Annotated in this window: 12 protein-coding genes; 4 read left to right on the top strand and 8 right to left on the bottom strand. The window is 62.7% G+C overall.

Translation table 11 applies throughout. From position 1 onward, the window contains the following. Positions 1 to 160 precede the first annotated feature (160 nt). Genes B0G71_RS09910 through nirB form a run of 3 tightly spaced genes read right to left on the bottom strand, consistent with a single transcriptional unit; the run spans position 161 to position 7,334 of the window. Positions 161 to 4,372 carry a bifunctional nitrate reductase/sulfite reductase flavoprotein subunit alpha gene (locus B0G71_RS09910; protein ID WP_116141335.1) on the bottom strand — a complete coding sequence of 1,404 codons (4,212 nt, stop codon included), beginning with the start codon at positions 4,370 to 4,372 and terminating at the stop codon, positions 161 to 163. A 35-nt stretch (positions 4,373 to 4,407) separates the two neighbouring features. Further along, complete coding sequence (gene nirD, locus B0G71_RS09905; protein WP_116141333.1) at positions 4,408 to 4,761, bottom strand: nitrite reductase small subunit NirD; 354 nt, start codon at positions 4,759 to 4,761, stop codon at positions 4,408 to 4,410. Between the two features lie 32 nt (positions 4,762 to 4,793). Continuing rightward, positions 4,794 to 7,334 carry a nitrite reductase large subunit NirB gene (nirB, locus tag B0G71_RS09900; protein ID WP_116141331.1) on the bottom strand — a complete coding sequence of 847 codons (2,541 nt, stop codon included), beginning with the start codon at positions 7,332 to 7,334 and terminating at the stop codon, positions 4,794 to 4,796. A 704-nt stretch (positions 7,335 to 8,038) separates the two neighbouring features. Here nirB and cobA point away from each other — a divergent pair. After that, a complete protein-coding gene (cobA, locus tag B0G71_RS09895) occupies positions 8,039 to 8,854 on the top strand; it encodes a uroporphyrinogen-III C-methyltransferase (protein WP_116141329.1) in 816 nt (271 codons plus the stop codon). A 427-nt stretch (positions 8,855 to 9,281) separates the two neighbouring features. After that, positions 9,282 to 9,662 carry a response regulator gene (locus B0G71_RS09890; RefSeq protein ID WP_116141327.1) on the top strand — a complete coding sequence of 127 codons (381 nt, stop codon included), beginning with the start codon at positions 9,282 to 9,284 and terminating at the stop codon, positions 9,660 to 9,662. A gap of 8 nt (positions 9,663 to 9,670) precedes the next feature. Here the strand turns inward: B0G71_RS09890 and B0G71_RS09885 are convergent, their stop codons facing one another. Further along, positions 9,671 to 10,546 (bottom strand): MOSC domain-containing protein, encoded by an 876-nt coding sequence (locus tag B0G71_RS09885; RefSeq protein ID WP_116141325.1) that lies wholly within the window; start codon positions 10,544 to 10,546, stop codon positions 9,671 to 9,673. A 401-nt stretch (positions 10,547 to 10,947) separates the two neighbouring features. Here B0G71_RS09885 and B0G71_RS09875 point away from each other — a divergent pair, with 401 nt between their 5' ends. Next, the gene (locus tag B0G71_RS09875; RefSeq protein ID WP_116141324.1) at positions 10,948 to 11,352 is read left to right on the top strand and encodes a heme-binding protein; all 405 of its coding nucleotides are present in this window, start codon (positions 10,948 to 10,950) and stop codon (positions 11,350 to 11,352) included. A gap of 123 nt (positions 11,353 to 11,475) precedes the next feature. After that, on the top strand, positions 11,476 to 13,650 hold the full coding sequence (locus tag B0G71_RS09870) for a malate synthase G (RefSeq protein WP_116141322.1): 2,175 nt from the start codon (positions 11,476 to 11,478) through the stop codon (positions 13,648 to 13,650). Between the two features lie 154 nt (positions 13,651 to 13,804). Here the strand turns inward: B0G71_RS09870 and B0G71_RS09865 are convergent, their stop codons facing one another. The 4 genes from B0G71_RS09865 to galU form a co-directional block, all read right to left on the bottom strand. Then, positions 13,805 to 14,029 carry a hypothetical protein gene (locus tag B0G71_RS09865; protein WP_116148452.1) on the bottom strand — a complete coding sequence of 75 codons (225 nt, stop codon included), beginning with the start codon at positions 14,027 to 14,029 and terminating at the stop codon, positions 13,805 to 13,807. Positions 14,030 to 14,034: 5 nt separating this feature from the next. Then, positions 14,035 to 14,832 carry a hypothetical protein gene (locus B0G71_RS09860; protein ID WP_116141320.1) on the bottom strand — a complete coding sequence of 266 codons (798 nt, stop codon included), beginning with the start codon at positions 14,830 to 14,832 and terminating at the stop codon, positions 14,035 to 14,037. A gap of 2 nt (positions 14,833 to 14,834) precedes the next feature. Then, entirely contained in the window at positions 14,835 to 15,416 is a 582-nt protein-coding gene (locus B0G71_RS09855; RefSeq protein ID WP_116116945.1) for a PAAR domain-containing protein, read from the bottom strand. A 380-nt stretch (positions 15,417 to 15,796) separates the two neighbouring features. Continuing rightward, entirely contained in the window at positions 15,797 to 16,714 is a 918-nt protein-coding gene (galU, locus tag B0G71_RS09850) for a UTP--glucose-1-phosphate uridylyltransferase GalU (RefSeq protein WP_106281427.1), read from the bottom strand. Positions 16,715 to 16,984: the final 270 nt, after the last annotated feature.

Here is a 16,984-nt window from a genome sequence, read left to right as displayed (position 1 = left end):
TACGCGCCACGCACCGGAATGATCACCATGTTGATAACCGGCATAAACACGCAACCTCCATGCCATGCGGTTCCTTCTTTTGAAGCTGTACTGCGTACTCGTTGAAACCTTGAAACCTTCAAACGCGAGCGCGCTCGTTGCGCTGAAAACCGCATGACTATCAATAAACGTCGCGTGCGTAGCGCTTTTCCTGCGCGAGGCGGTTCACGTATTCGAGAGCTTTTTTATCGCTCATGCCGCCGTGACGGGCCACCACTTCCTTGAGCGCCGCGTCGACATCTTTAGCCATCCGGTTGGCGTCGCCGCATACGTAGAAATGCGCACCGTCTTCGAGCCACGACCACAGTTGCGCACCCTGTTCGCGCATGCGGTCCTGCACATAGACCTTGTCCGCCTGGTCGCGCGAGAACGCGACGTCGAGGCGGGTCAGCACACCGGTATCGCGCATCGCTTCGAGTTCGTCGCGATAGTAGAAATCGGAGGCCGCGTGCTGCTCGCCGAAGAAGAGCCAGTTGCGTCCCGTATCGCCGCGCGCACGCCGCTCGTGCAGAAAGCCGCGAAACGGTGCAACGCCGGTGCCGGGACCGACCATGATCATCGGCGTATCGGAACCATGAGGAGGACGAAAGTGCGCGGACTTCTGCACGAACACAGGCACGTTGACATCGCCCGCGCGGTCGGCGAGAAACGTCGACGACACGCCTTTGCGATGACGCCGGCCATTGCTGTAGCGCACCGCGGCAACGGTCAGATGAACTTCGCCCACATGGGCTTTCGGGCTCGACGCGATCGAATAGAGACGCGGCTGCAGACGCTTGAGCATGCCGGTCAATTCGGCGGCCGTGAGGCTCAGCGGAAATTCGTGCAACACGTCGGCGATCTGCTGGCCCCACAACCACTGCTTGAGGTCGGCCTTGCGCTCGGGCGACAGTAGATCGCGCAGCGTGCCGTTGTTGCTGCGCGCGGCGACGAACGCGAGCAGATCGGGGCTCGGCCGCGCGATCTCGTAGTGCTTGCCGAGCGCATCGGCAAGACGCATTTCGCCCACGCCAGCCACGTTCACCACGGCGTCCGCGCTCACGCCGCTCAGTGTGATCAATTCGTCGACGAGTTCCGGGCAGTTGCTCGGCCAGACGCCGAGCGCATCGCCTGCTTCGTATTCGAGTCCCGAGTCGCCGGTGCGCAGCGAAAAGTAGCGCGTGTCTTTCGCCGCGCCCTGCTTGTTCAGGCGCAGATTGCTGACGAGCCGCGATGCGGCCGGCCGCGTTTTGGTCGCCACCGTGCCCGGCACGACCGCGTTGATCATGCCGCCCGGCGGCACGGCATACAGTGCGGCATCCTCTTCCTTGATACACACGATGATGCGTTCGAGCCACGCGTCCGCGCTTTCCTGATACTCGCTATCGCAATCGACGCGCTCCATCAGGCGCAGCGCGCCTTGTTCGGCGAGCTGTTCATCGAGACGCCGGCCGTGGCCGCAGAACTGATCGTAGTTGCGATCGCCGAGCGCGAGCACCGCGAAGCGCACGCCGTCGAGGCGCGGCGCGCCCTCGCCGTTCAATTGCGTCCACAAGCTTTGTGCGTTGTCGGGTGGATCGCCGTCGCCGAAGGTGCTCGTCATCAGCAGCACGTATTGAGCTTTGGCGAGCGTCGAGGCCTGATAATCCGCCATGCACGACGTGCGGATTTCGAAGCCCGACTCCATTAACCGCGTTGCGTAGGCTTCGGTCAGCGACTCGGTGTTGCCGGTTTGCGAGGCCCACAGCAGCGTGACCTTCGGCCGTGCGCGCACGATGCGCACGCCGGCCGCCCCGTGCAATGTTTCTGCATTCGCCGCGGCGTGCGGCGTTGTCGATGCATCGCCCAGAACGGTCGCACTGCGGCTATAAAGACCGGCCAGCAGACCGTCGACGTAAAGACGGCTCGCCGTATCGAACGGCGCGCTAGCCGGCAGAACCGGAACGCGGTCGATACCTTGCGCTTGCGCCGAGCGCAGTCCATTCACGAAGCCGGCGAGATACGTGCGCTCCTGATCGGTGAACGAAGGCGCGGGAGTCGGCGGCAACTGCAACAGGCTGGTGAGTGCTTCGATACGGGGCATATCCAGGTCCTCGGCGCTAGCCGATACGGTGTCGGCCAGCGCAGCGCTCGCAGCGACTGCAACGGATGCATCCGCCAGCGATACATCGTCGTCATTCAGGAACGGCTCGACGCGCTCGACCGCCACCGGGCTCAGCGCCACAGCGCAGAACTTGAGTTCGGGCTGCTGCGAGACCGGGTCGATGGCGTCGCTCGTCACGGCGTTGATGCACAGGTCGTCGCCGAATACGTCGTTCCAGTGCATCGGCGCAAAGCACTGTCCCGCGCTCACGCGCTCGGTCACGACAGCCGGCAACACCGCGCGACCACGGCGCGAACGAATCTCCACCGGGTCTTTGGCCTTGATGCCGAGCGTGGCGGCATCTTCGGGATGAATCTCGACAAACGGGCCCGGGTTCAGCCTGTTGAGCATCGCGACCTTGCCGGTCTTGGTCATGGTGTGCCATTGATGCTGCAAGCGGCCTGTGTTCAACACGATCGGAAACTCACGATCCGGCAGTTCAGCGGGCGTCGCGTAGGCGCGTGCGAAGAACATCGCCTTGCCGCTCGCCGTCGGAAACACGAGCCGCGCACGGCTGCCGTCGGACCGTTCCTTGAGCGGTTGACTCACGCCGTCGTTGAGGTAGCGAACCGGGTTGCGGTCTGCTGAATCGTCCGATGCAAGCGGCCATTGCAACGGCGTTTCCTTCAGGCGGCGATGGCTCGCGCCGCGCAGGTCGTACCCGGTTTTCGGATTCGACGCGCGGGTGATTTCCGCAAAGACTTCCTCGCCGCTCGCGTACGTGAATGCATCGGCGAAACCCATTTCACACGCGACGCGCGCGATGATCTGCCAGTCCGGCAGCGCCGCGCCCGGCGGCTCGATGCCCTTTTGCATCAGCGTCAGATTGCGCTCGGAGTTGATCATCACGCCTTCGGCTTCGGCCCACAGCGCGCCGGGCAACAGCACGTCGGCATATCGGTTGGTTTCGGTATCGAGGAACGCGTCCTGCGCGATCACGAGTTGCGCCGCGCTCAATCCGTCGATCACGTTCTGACGATTCGCCACGCTCGCCACCGGATTCGTGCAGATGATCCAGCACGCCTTGATCTCGCCCGCCGCCATGCGCGCGAACATATCGATCGTGCCGTTGCCGACTTGCGGCTTGAGCGAGTCCTTCGGAATGCCCCACAGGTCTTCGATAAACGCACGGTCTTCTTCCACGAGTACCGAGCGTTGACCCGGCAGGCCCGGCCCCATGTAACCCATCTCGCGGCCGCCCATCGCATTGGGCTGGCCCGTCAGCGAAAACGGGCCGCTGCCGCGCCGGCAAATCTTGCCCGTCGCCAGATGCAGGTTGCAGATCGCGTTGGTGTGCCATGTGCCGTGCGTGCTCTGATTCAGGCCCATGGTCCAGCAACTGATCCACTCTTTGGCGGCGCCGATCATCCGCGCGGCCTCGCGGATATCTTCGACGGCGAGGCCGGTGATTTGCGCGACGTTTTCCGGCGTGTAATCGGCGAGAAATGCGGGCATTGCATCCCAGCCTTCGGTGGCCTCGGCGATAAATGCGGCATCTGTATGGCCGTTTTCGTGCAACAGATGCAGCAGCCCGTTGAGCAACGCGAGATCGGTGCCCGGCTTGATCTGCATGAACAGATCGGCTTTCTCCGCCGTGGTGTTGCGGCGCGGATCGACGACGATCAGTTTGGCGCCCGCCTTCACGCGATCCATCATGCGCAGGAACAGAATCGGGTGGCAGTCGGCCATATTCGCGCCGATCACGAAGAACAGGTCAGCGTGATCGATGTCTTCGTACGATCCGGGCGGGCCGTCCGCGCCGAGCGACAGCTTGTAGCCGCTGCCCGCGCTCGCCATGCACAGGCGCGAATTCGATTCGATGTTGTTGGTGCCGACAAAACCCTTGGCGAGTTTGTTGACGAGGTACTGCGCCTCGATCGACATCTGCCCGGATACGTAGAACGACAGCGCGTCCGGCCCATGTTCATCGAGCAGGCCGCGCAAACGCGCTGCGGTGGTGCTGATCGCCTGTGCCATCGGCAGCGGCGCCGGGTCCTGGCCACGCGCGTGGCGCACGAACGCGCCTTCGAGACGCCCCGACTTGCGCAATGCCACATGCGCCGATTGCCCCTTCGTGCACAGCCGTCCGAAGTTGGCCGGATGCTCCTTGTCGCCGGAGATTTTTACGACCTGGCCGTCCTCGACGTGCAGCACCATCCCGCAGCCAACGCCACAGTAGGGGCACACGGTTTTTACGTTTGTAGAGGACATGAGCGGGCGACGTCGTTAAGAAAGCATTCAGCGATTCAAACCGCGACCCACACCTGGCCGTTTTCCACACGCGCGGCAAACGCGCCGACGGAATGTGCCGGTGTTTCGAGGCACTCGCCGGTACGCAGATCGAAGTGATGCTTGTAGATCGGCGAGGCCACGACGATGCGTTCGCCGAGGCTGCCGATCAATCCGCGCGAGAGCACCGCCGCCTGCGAGCCCGGGTCGAAATTTTCGATCGCGTACACGATCGGGTCCGCGTCACCGTTGTTCACGTGAAAGACCGCGACCTGTTCGCCGTTGACGAGCGCGCAAACACCCGTGTTGGGCACGATGTCGTCGAGCAGGCAAACCGGCGTCCAGGAGCGTGGCAGGCGATCGTTGTTCATGACGGAAGTCCTCGGTGAATAGTGCGGTTCAATCAAACGGTTTCAACGACAACGGGAATCGCAGCGAGCTTCGAACGCCGCTCGGCGGGTGTGGCCGGCCGGATCTGGCCGCGCTCCTCGACGAACGCGACATGGCTGTCCGACTCGGCGCTGTTGACGAAATGACGGAAGCGTTTGCGCGTTTCGGGATCGGTGACGGCCTTCTTCCATTCGCACTCGTAGGTGTCGACCACGTGCTGCATTTCCGACTCGAGTTCTGCGGCCACGCCGAGACGATCGTTGACGACCACGTCGATCAGATAATCGAGGCCGCCTTCGAGGCTCTCGCGCCACACGCTGGTACGTTGCAGACGGTCGGCGGTGCGCACGTAGAACATCAGGAAACGGTCGATGTAGCGCACCAGCGTTTCCTTGTCGAGGTCCGACGCGAGCAGTTCGGCGTGGCGCGGCTTCATGCCACCGTTGCCGCACACATAGAGATTCCAGCCCTTTTCGGTCGCGATGATGCCGACGTCCTTGCCCTGCGCTTCCGCGCATTCACGGGTGCAGCCCGACACGCCGAACTTGATCTTGTGCGGCGTGCGCAGGCCCTTGTAGCGGTTCTCGATCTCCACCGCGAGACCCACCGAATCGCCGACGCCATAGCGGCACCACGTCGAACCGACACACGACTTCACGGTACGCAGCGACTTGCCGTACGCGTGGCCGGATTCGAAACCGGCGGCGATCAGTTCTTCCCAGATGAGCGGCAGTTGCTCGACGCGCGCGCCGAACAGATCGACACGCTGACCGCCGGTGATCTTCGTATAGAGGCCGTACTTCTTGGCGACCTGGCCGACCGCGATCAAACCATCGGGGGTGACTTCGCCACCCGCCATGCGCGGCACGACCGAGTAGGTGCCATCACGCTGAATGTTGGCGAGGTAGTAGTCGTTGGTGTCCTGCAGCGAAGCGTGCTCCTTCTTCAGCACGAACTCGTTCCAGCACGACGCGAGCACGCTCGCCACCACCGGCTTGCAGATATCGCAGCCGAGGCCGTGGCCGTGCTTCGCGAGCAGTTCGCCGAAGCTGCGCACGCCTTCCACACGCACGATGTGATACAACTCCTGGCGCGAATACGCGAAGTGTTCGCAGACATGGTTATTGACCGCGAGGCCCTGCTTCTTCATCTCGGCCTTCATCACCTGGGTGACGAGCGGCACGCAGCCGCCGCACGAGGTGCCGGCGGTCGTCGCGCATTTCAAAGCGCCGATATCGGTCGCGCCGGCACAAACGGCGGCGCACAACTCGCCCTTCGAGACGTTGTTGCACGAGCAGATTTGCGCGGAAGCCGGCAACGAATCGACGCCGAGCGCGGGTTTCGCATTGCCGTCGGCCGCCGGCAGAATCAGGAATTCAGGCGACGCGGGCAATTCGATGCGGTTCAACATCATTTGCAGCAGCGTGCCGTATTCGCCGGCGTCGCCCACCATCACGCCGCCCAGCAGATATTTGCCGCACTCGGACACCACCAGCTTCTTGTAGATCTGCTTGCGCTCGTCGCTGAACTGATACGCGCGGCTGCCCGGCGTGTTGCCGTGCGCGTCGCCGATGCTCGCCACGTCCACACCCATCAGCTTGAGCTTGGTGCTCATGTCCGCGCCGGCGAATTCGGCCGTGTCGCCGAGCAGTTGTTTCGCCACCGCGCGAGCCATGTCGTAGCCCGGCGCCACGAGGCCGAACAACTGGCCGTTCCACAAAGCGCATTCGCCGATCGCATAGATGTGCGGATCGCTCGTGCGGCATGCGTTGTCGATCACGATGCCGCCGCGCGGGCCGAGCGTCAGTCCGCTCGCGCGCGCCAGGTCGTCACGCGGACGAATGCCCGCGGAGAACACGATCATGTCGGTGTCGAGGTGGCTGCCGTCGGCGAATTGCATGCGGTGCGTGCCCTGCTCGCCATCGACGATCGCCGTGGTGTTCTTCTGCGTATGCACCGTCACGCCCAGCTCTTCGATCTTGCTGCGCAGCACGCGGCCGCCGCCGTCGTCCACCTGCACGGCCATCAGACGCGGCGCGAATTCGACTACGTGCGTTTGCAGGCCCATGTCGCGCAGCGCCTTCGCGCATTCGAGCCCGAGCAGTCCGCCGCCGACCACCGTGCCCGTCTTCGAACGCGCGCCGCACTCACGCATCGCTTCGAGATCGTCGATGGTTCGGTACACGAAGCAATCCGCGCGCTCGCGCCCCTGCACGGGCGGCACGAACGGATAGGAGCCGGTGGCGAAAACCAGCTTGTCATAAGGCAGCGTTTCGCCCGTCGACACCGTCACGGTGCGCGCATCGCGATCGATCGCCACAGCCTTTGCGTTCAGCTTCAGCAGCACGTTCTGGCGTTCGAAGAAACCCGGTTCTACCAGCGACAGATCGTCCGCCGTCTTGCCCGCGAAAAACTCGGACAGGTGCACGCGATCGTAGGCCGGCCGCGATTCCTCGCACAGCACGGTGATGTCGAGGCCGTGCGCGGCGTCCTGGGCGAGGCACTCGACCAGTTTGTGACCGACCATCCCGTGACCGATAACGATGATTTTCATGAGCGCGGTTTCCTCAATGTGCTGGTTGCGAGCGACGCCGTATGGCAGGTGGCGAAAACGATTCTGGAAATAAAAACGGCGTCCCGCGAACCCAGTCGATGACTGAATTCGGGGGACGCCGTTGTCCTGACCTGTCCTGCAGCGAGTGCTTTGTGTTGCACTCGCGCCGGATCCACGTTGATCCGATGGCAAGGCTTAATGCAAAGCCCATGCCAGTTGCACCAAATGCCCGTAAGGAGGCCGTGGCGCGGGGGTTTGCGGCGAATCGCATGCGTGTGCGGCAAGGCGGGCGCACGACGCGTTTTGATGCAGCGTGGCACATGGATGGTGCGACGCAGCACCCTGCGCGTGCGGGGAGTGCGCTCACGAACGGTGCGTGGCGTGCGCGCGGGCGGCGTTATTTGCGAGGCGTGGCAAGGCGTACAGCGCGCATGGCCGATGCATGGCGTAGTCCTTGCATAAGCAGTGGCGAGTTCATGGCGGCAACGCGGCAGCCACGACATGCAGCACATACCCACGCGGGCGAAACACGACGCTGTGTTTCACCGTGCTGGAAGCGAAACGGCAGAGCAGCACACACGCAGCAAACGGACAACGGCGTCCCCTCGTGATCATCACGAGCGGACGCCGTTTTTTATTGGGCGCCGGCGCGACAGCGATCGCCGGCCGACACAGAAGCGAAGGACACCGTGATAGATACCGCGATGAACACGAACACCGGCAAGGTCACCTTATTGAGCGCCGGCCCCGGCGATCTCGATCTGCTTACTCTCAAGGCCGCGAAAGCGCTGGCCGCCGCCGACGTCGTGCTGCTCGACGACCTCGCGAATCCCGAGATCGTGACGCTGGCGCCGCAAGCGCGGGTGATTCGCGTCGGCAAACGCGGTGGCTGCCGCTCGACACCGCAAGCGTTTATCGAACGGCTGATGCGGCGCTATGCGCTCAAGGGCTTGCACGTGGTGCGGGTGAAAGGCGGCGAAGCGCTGCTGTTCGGACGCGCCGGTGAAGAACTCGCAGTCTTGCGCGGCGCCGGCATTCCGGTGGAGATCGTCAACGGCATCTCATCGGGGTTCGCGGCCGCCGCCGGTCTCGGCATTTCGCTCACGCATCGCCGGCATTGCCACGGCGTCAGTTTCGCGACCGCGCATACCGAAGATCACGGCGAGCCGGATTGGGGCGCGTTGGCCGCGACACGCACCACGCTGGCGATCTATATGGGGATGCGCCGCATCGACAGTATCGCGGCCGCGTTGCTCGCGAGTTTGCCGGGCGATACACCCGCTGCCGTGGTGCAATGGGCCGGTGGCAGCAACGAACGGCGTCTGATGAGCCGCCTCGATCGGCTCGCCGCGGATGCGACGGACGCGGGCTTCGATAGCCCGGCAGTGATTCTGGTAGGCAGCGCGATCGGCGAGAGCGTCGAGCGTGTGTGGGCGGGAGATAACGCACGGCGCGGCGAAGCGAACGCGATGCAAAGCGACATGCCGAGCGCGCGCGAGGCAATCGCGCAGGCCGCGTGAGCAGTTCGCGCGTTTCTCGACCAATCAAGTCCGCTCGCTACTCTCAGGCGCGAGTTCGACACCTCGGCCGGGATTCGGCTCAATCGCGCAGAGATTACCGAAATAGCTGCCGTCGGGAAAAATGATCGGTACGGAGATATAACTGCCCAGCTTGTAGATTTGCGCCGTGACGCGGGCCACGGCGGCAAAGCCGATGCTGTGTTCTTGCGGATCATGGGCGGGGTGGAAGGCATCGCGTGGAGATGCTGGACCGCCTCGATATCCCGCGCGATGCAGGCGTCTGCATCGTTGCCGGGCGGTAATTTATTCGTGAGAAGCGGTGCTGCCTATCCTTACCGATCCGGCCTGAAAGTCACTTGATGGAGCGTTGATTCTGTCGGGACTTCAAATTGCTCACCTAACAGGATCACAACCTGAGGGAAATCAGATGGCCCATCACGCAGCCGCACGCCTTCTGATCGCCGACGACGACGCGAATCTGCTGGCCGCTTACGTACACTACTTCAGCGCGCATGGCTTCGAGATCCGAACGGCGCGCAACGGCCTCGACGCGCTGGCTCAATACTGCGCATGGCATCCGCAGGCCGCGCTGCTGGACGTCGAAATGCCGCGTCTGGACGGACGCGCGGTGGCGCGGCGAATCCGCTACGTGGGCGATATTCCGGCGCCGACGCTGGTCGCGGTCACCGGGCTCGAACGTGCCGAGGAAGTGAGCGAATCGCTGCGCTCGGGCTTCGACCATCATTTCGTCAAGCCAGTGCCGATGCCGGTGATTCTCGCGGCGTTGACCGTGGGCGTCCGGCACTAGCCCTCAACTCAATCGCCGAAGCCCAATTCCGCTTCCACTGCCTGCCCGACTCGCAGCCACGTCCCGGCGCCACTCGCGACAAGCGCATTGTTGCCGAACGTGATGGCCCCGTTTCGCTGTGGATTCGCGCGATAGACGCTCATCGTGTCGGTCGGCTCGTTCGGCCAGTCGGGATCGGGCGCGCCTTTCGCCTGGTCGATGGTCGGCATCGGGCAGCGCGTGCACGGCTTGACCAGTTGCAGTTGCGCGCCCCCGCCTGCTTCGCCAGCCACGCTCAGCGTCTCCACATAGTCTTCCTCATACGCGTCGAGCCCCGTCAGCACCACGTTGGGACGGAAGCGGTCGATCGGAATCGACGGCGCGCCCTTGCCGTTCAGGCGCGTGTTCAGATCGTCCAGCGACGCCTGGCCGATGACCAGCAGCGGAAACCCATCCGCGAAATGGGTGGTGGCGCCGCCCACGCTCTCCGTGTAGTCCGGATCGACAACGCGTTCGCGTTCGGGATTGAAGCGCAAGAGCCGCGCGGGCACGCCGAGAAATGTCGAGAACCACGCGGCGCATGCGTCGCCGGTGTCGAGTCCATAGGCCGCGTCGCGCCAGACCTTGGTCTGCACCGCCGGCGGCGCGTCGAGCCGCGCGCTTTCCAGCGGCGTGCGCAACTCGCTCATGCCGGGGGCGCGAATCACGAGCTCCTCGGCGCCGAGTTCGACCTGGATCAGCGCCATGCGCGGATACGCGCGCTGCGTGAGCATGGCGCCGGCCGGGTCGGTGACCATCCAGCAGCGGTCGTATTCGAGGCCGGTGGCGAGCAGCCGCGCCTCATTGAGGGCAATGCCCGCGCAGGATTTGATCGGATAGACGAATAGTTCGCTGATGGTCGGCATGGCGTGGGGGCGCACGTGGGGAGCGTGCGAATTCTTGTGTGCGATGCCTGATTGTAAAGCCCGCCGCTCGCTTCGTTCCAGCCGGAATAGCGGCCAAACGAACCGCCGAATACCGAAGCGCGCGATGCCGCCGTTTCATCCGGCGGCGCTTGGACGTAAAATCCCCAAGCAAAGCGCTTGGGCAAGGACCAGGCCGGCGCTGCGGCATTCGCGCACAATGCGGATACTGGAAGGCTGCGTGCAACCCGCGCCGTCACCGAATATCAACGCGGCCGCCGCGCGCGTGCACTGTGTAATTCCCGCGCGGCGCGGCCAGCCATCGAGGCCGAAGCCATCGTGCAAAGCGCGAGTGGCGGCGGGGCCGAGCCGATCCTTACCCTACACGAACCAGGAAATTCACTATGCTGAGCAAACCCATGTTGACCGTCGCCGAAACGACCCGCATTCTCGAAACCGCCCGCGCCGAAGCCGAGAAACACCAGTGGGCCGTCGCCATCGTGGTGGTCGACGATGGCGGCCATCAACTCGGCATGCTGCGTCTGGACGGCAGCGCGCCGGCCAGTTCGTACATCGCGACCGAAAAGGCCCGCACTTCGGCGATCGGCCGCCGCGAAACCAAGGTATACGAAGACATGATCAACAACGGCCGCACCGCGTTCCTCAGCGCGCCGTTGCAAGGCACGCTGGAAGGCGGCGTGCCGGTGATCGTCGACGGCCACGTGGTCGGCGCGGTCGGCGTGTCGGGCGTCAAGTCGGATCAGGACGCGCAGATCGCCAAGGCGGGTATTGCCGCTATCGCGGCCTGAGTTTTCAGTGCGGTTCCGTTCGCAAGCCGACCAGAACGGCCGCCATGAATCAAAGAAACTAACCGTTGCACAACGCGGGCCGATGCCCCCTCATCGGCCCCATTCAGATAGATGGAGCAGTCGATGACTCAGATGAACACGCGCGGCGGACTGCAAGTCGCCGCCAACCTCGACCAGTTCGTCGAAACCGAAGCCCTGCCCGGCACCGGACTCGACAGCGCCGCATTCTGGTCAGGTTTCGACGCCCTCGTGCACGAGCTGGCGCCCAAAAACCGCGCGTTGCTCGCCGAGCGCGACCGCCTGCAAACCGAGCTGGACAACTGGCATCGCGCCAATCCGGGTCCGGTGCGCGATCTGCGGGCGTATCGTGCGTTTCTCGAAGGCATCGGCTATATCGTGCCGGTGCCTGCCGGCGTCAAAGCCACGACGGACAACGTCGACACCGAAATCGCCGAACAGGCCGGCCCGCAACTCGTGGTGCCGCTGTCGAATCAGCGCTATGCGCTGAACGCGGCGAACGCGCGCTGGGGCAGCCTGTACGACGCGCTCTACGGCACCGACGCGATTCCCGAGACCGGCGGTGCCGAAAAGCAGAAAGCCTTCAATCCGGTGCGCGGCGCCGCGGTGATCGCCTATGCCCGCAAGTTCCTCGACCAGGCCGCGCCGCTCGCGAATGGTTCCCACACGGACGCCACGCGCTATAGCGTCGAAGCCGGCAAGCTGGTCGTCACGCTGAAGAACGGCACGAGCGAGTTGAAGACGCCGGCGCAATTCATCGGCTATCAGGGCGAGCCAAGCGCGCCGTCCGCCGTGCTGCTCAAGCACAACGGCCTGCACTTCGAAATCCAGATCGACGCGAGCGACTCGATCGGCCGGACCGACTCCGCGCACGTGAAGGACGTGGTGGTCGAAGCGGCGGTGAGCACGATCATCGACTGTGAAGACTCGGTCGCCGCCGTGGATGCGGACGACAAGGTCCTGCTCTACCGCAACTGGCTCGGCCTGATGACCGGCGACCTGACCGAAGAGGTCACGAAGAACGGCAAGACCTTCACGCGCCGGCTGAACGCCGACCGCGTGTACACCGCCGCGAACGGCACGGCGCCGGTGGTGCTGCATGGCCGCTCGCTGCTGTTCATCCGCAACGTCGGTCACTTGATGACCAATCCCGCCGTGCTGACCAAAGACGGCCACGAGATTCCGGAAGGCATTCTCGACGCCGTCATCACCACGCTGTGCGCGTTGCATGACCGCAAGCACCAGTTGAATTCGCGCACCGGTTCGATCTATATCGTCAAGCCGAAGATGCACGGCCCGGCCGAAGTCGCCTTCGCGAGCGAGCTGTTCGCGCGCGTGGAAGACCTGCTGAAGCTGCCGCGCAACACGATCAAGATGGGCATCATGGACGAGGAGCGCCGCACCAGCGTGAATCTGCTCGCCTGTATCGCCGAAGCGTCTGAGCGGGTCGCGTTCATCAACACGGGTTTCCTCGACCGCACCGGCGACGAAATGCACTCGGCCATGGAAGCCGGTCCGATGATGCGCAAGGGCGACATGAAGTCGAGCGCCTGGATTGCCGCTTATGAACGCAGCAACGTGCTGGTCGGTTTGAGCGCAGGCCTGCGTGGCCGCTCGCAGATCGGCAAGGGCATGTGGGCGATGCCTGATCTGATGCACGCCATGCTCGAACAGAAGATCGCGCATCCGAAGGCCGGGGCGAACACCGCGTGGGTGCCCTCGCCGACCGCCGCCACGCTGCATGCGTTGCACTACCACCAGATCGACGTGCAGGCGGTTCAGCGGGAACTGGAGCGCACGGATTACGCGCAGGTGCGCGACGAACTGCTCGACGGCCTGCTGACGATTCCGGTCGTCGCGGAAACGAAGTGGAGCGACGACGAGATCCGCAGCGAGATCGACAACAACGCCCAAGGCATTCTCGGCTACGTGGTGCGCTGGATCGATCAGGGCGTGGGTTGCTCGAAGGTGCCTGACATTCATGACGTCGGCCTGATGGAAGATCGTGCCACGCTGCGTATTTCCAGCCAGCACATTGCCAACTGGCTGTATCACGGCGTGGTGAAGCGCGAGCTCGTCGAAGAGACGTTCAAGCGCATGGCGAAGGTGGTGGACGAGCAGAATGCGGGCGACCCGCTCTACAAGCCGATGGCGCCGGGCTTCGATACGATCGCTTTCAAGGCCGCGCAGGCGCTGGTGTTCGAAGGACGCCAGCAGCCGAGCGGCTACACGGAACCGTTGCTGCACAAGTTCCGGCTGGAAGTGAAGAAGGAAGTTTGACAGCGGGTTGGCCGGGCTGCGTGTGATGCGTGGGCCGGCTGAAAGAAAGACGGGCGCCGTGGTTTACGACGCCCGTTTTTTGTTGTCGTTCGCGGTAACTGCCCCGGTGCAATACCGGGGCTACGATCGGGTTCCGACGGTCATTGTTTGCGGCTTAGTGGCGCAGCATCAGATAAACGACGAAAGTGCCAACGAGCACGGCACCTGATGTGTAGAACACGATGCGATTTCGCAGGGCATCGAGTTTGGACGGAGAGGATTTTTTCTCCCCATCCAGGTCCCAATAGTCGACGCCGGGGTCCCCGGTGAGATTGATAACGATAAGCCCCGCCGAGCCGACAAAGAGCACGAGCAGAATCACGAACAGCGGCGTTGGCATGTCGGTCAATCGTTCATCCAATGCATGAAGGCAGGCAGTTCTTCCTGATACATGTCGTTGGTCGCCTGGCCGGCCAGGCCGCCCAGATTGCTACCAATGCATACCAGTGCGACGGCGCATGCAGGTTCAGCCGGTCCGCACACGAAAGAAACCGCAAACCCTGCCAGACCGCCTCCAATCATACCGCCCGCGATGATACTTCCCTGTCTCGCGACCTCTTTGACTCTATCCGTCGCCGCAACCACTTCACCCGTGGCAATAACAGCAGTAAAGATGATGGCAACCCTGGCGCTGACCTGCAACCGACGCACCTTGGTGGTGACATCGGCGTTGGCGCCGCCCGCCTTTTTGAGCACCGTATAGTAGACGGCGTGGCGCTCTTCGAAAGTCAAGGTATCAAAGTTCTTGCTGAACTGAACTTGCGCGTACCTGTTAAGGTAGTAGTCGAAACCGCGAGCCTCGAGCTTGAGCTTTTCCGCACGGGCGACGCCAACAGCCGACGTATATTTCCGGTATTCAACGAAGAGCCTGTCGCGCAACTGGCTGCAGTACTCAGCCCCGTCCTTGACCGTCATGTTGCCGTAGGCAACTTCCTGCCTGACATCGTCCGAAATTTCCTTGATGTGCTTCACATATTGCTTGCGCACCATGTCATCGGTAATGGCGTTGGCGGCGAAAGTGGTTCCGATGGCCTCGTAGTCCGCGATGGCTGCTTCGAGAATTGCCGTTTGAACCTCATGAGTTTTCCGGGTGTTGAAAGACCCGCTGGCAACGGTGTTCCGGGTTGCGGTAGTATCGGACATGCTTATCCCACCATCGCCATCAGAAGGTCGCCCATGACTGAACGAGCGCTTTCCTGTGCATTGCCCGGCACGACTTCAACCCTATGGCATGGCGAGGCGTTAGGGCGGTCGAAATGCGCCGTGTTACCTGAATCGAAGACGCCGTCTGCAACTGAACCGTCGGCAAAGTAGGCACGGCAGCGCAAACCCTCGCAACTGCCGGCATCCTTGACGGCAAACCGAATCCAATGGGCGCCCGGCGCTACTTCGGCTAGAGCATCGTTCCCCAGTCCATAACCCATGCTCGCCAGCGCGTGACTGTCAAAGCTCTGTGACATTGTGTCCTGAGAAGCGATCATCACAGGGTGTGGATCGCATCTGCACATGCAGATATCGCCTTCCAAGGCCGGATCTTTGCCCATTATGCGTCCAGGCCACCGTGGGCCTTTCTGACCTATATGGCCGGTAATCCGGCACGCTGGGCAGATAACCTGGGCACCCACAAAGGTCAACGCCGTGCCGTGGTGAGTCGCGGACGGAACGCCTTCGATCACCGTTCCGCCCGCCGACGATTTGTCACCCACTTTTAGATAGAGACGTCTCATGTCTGTGATGTCCTGTACTCAACAGACGCATTGGTAGCACGAGCATCAAGAACTCAACAAGGAAAACCGTGTCAAGATTCGTCAAGGTCCGCCGACAGCAGCAGAACGGCAACCCGGAACGGCATTGCCTCACTTTCGACTCAGTGAAGAAGGAGGCTTGCGGACGCAGTCGCCAGACTACGCGCAACGCGTGGGCCGGCTGAAAGGCTGAAAGAAAGACGGGCGCCGCGTGGTTTGCGGCGCCCGTTTTAATGTGCGCGATGCTGCTGCGCGTTACCTCTGCGTGGTAAGTGTTGCGGCGGCTGTCGTGCCGGCGTTTTTGAAGTTCGCGTCGCAGCCGCTCAAGCTTGCCTCAGCAGTTGACGTGGCGCTTAAGCCGCTTAAGCCGCTTCCGCCGCAAACTGCGCCGGCACGCCTTCCTGCATATTGCCCTGCATATACGCCTGCAAATAAGCCTCGAATTCCGCCTTCACTTCCGGATGGCGCAGCGCGAATTCCACCGTTGCCTTCAGATAGCCGAGCTTGCTGCCGCAATCGAAACGCGTGCCGAAATAGCGATACGCGAGCACCTGCTCTTCGGTCAGCAGCGATTGCACCGCGTCGGTCAATTGCAGCTCGCCACCCGCGCCCGGCTTCAACGCGCGAATATGTTTGAAGATGGTGGGCATCAGCACATAGCGGCCCACCACGCCGAGATTCGACGGCGCCTTGTCCGGCGCCGGCTTCTCGACAATGCCCGACAGCTTGATCACGTTGTCTTCCCACTCGCGGCCGTCCACCACGCCATACGACCGGCTGTCTTCACGCGCGATGGTTTCGACGCCGATCACCGAGCTGTGATAGTGGTTGAACGTATCCACGAGCTGGCTCATGACCGGCTTCGAACTGTGCAGCAGGTCGTCGGCCAGAATCACGGCGAACGGGCTGTCGCCCACCAGCTTCTCGGCGCACAGCACCGCGTGGCCGAGACCGAGCGCTTCGGCCTGGCGCACGTAGAAACAGTCGACGTTGGCCGGCTTGATGCTGCGCACCAGATCGAGCAGCTTCTGTTTGTTGCGCGCCTCGAGTTCGGCTTCGATCTCGTAGGACTTGTCGAAGTGATCTTCAATGGCGCGCTTGCTGCGCCCCGTCACGAAGATCATCTCGGTGATGCCGGCGGCAATCGCTTCTTCCACCGCGTATTGAATCAGCGGTTTGTCCACGATCGGCAGCATTTCCTTAGGACTTGCTTTGGTAGCCGGCAGGAATCGTGTCCCGAGGCCCGCTACGGGAAACACGGCTTTGGTGACTTTCAGCATGGTAGGCATTCCCACATCGGTTAGAAATTAGTGTGTCGCGGGCCTGGCGGCCAATCGATGTCGCCGGAAAGACTAGCAAAAAATTACGCCAGTACGTATGTGAAATTTCCGCAATCGGAATAAATAAATCCATTCTTTTTCGATATGCCGCATCGTGACAAACAGCGGGCAACAATTACGCGACGAAATCGATTTATTTTCCGCTAATTCCGAAATTTTACATATCCTGACAACTGGCCTTCAGCTGCGCGAGGCGCGCCCGTGGATTCG

This window comes from Paraburkholderia sp. BL27I4N3 (genome assembly GCF_003386115.1).
GTDB lineage: Bacteria > Pseudomonadota > Gammaproteobacteria > Burkholderiales > Burkholderiaceae > Paraburkholderia.
The sequence above is the reverse complement of the archived record's forward strand: the minus strand, read 5'-3'. Positions and strand labels throughout refer to the sequence as shown.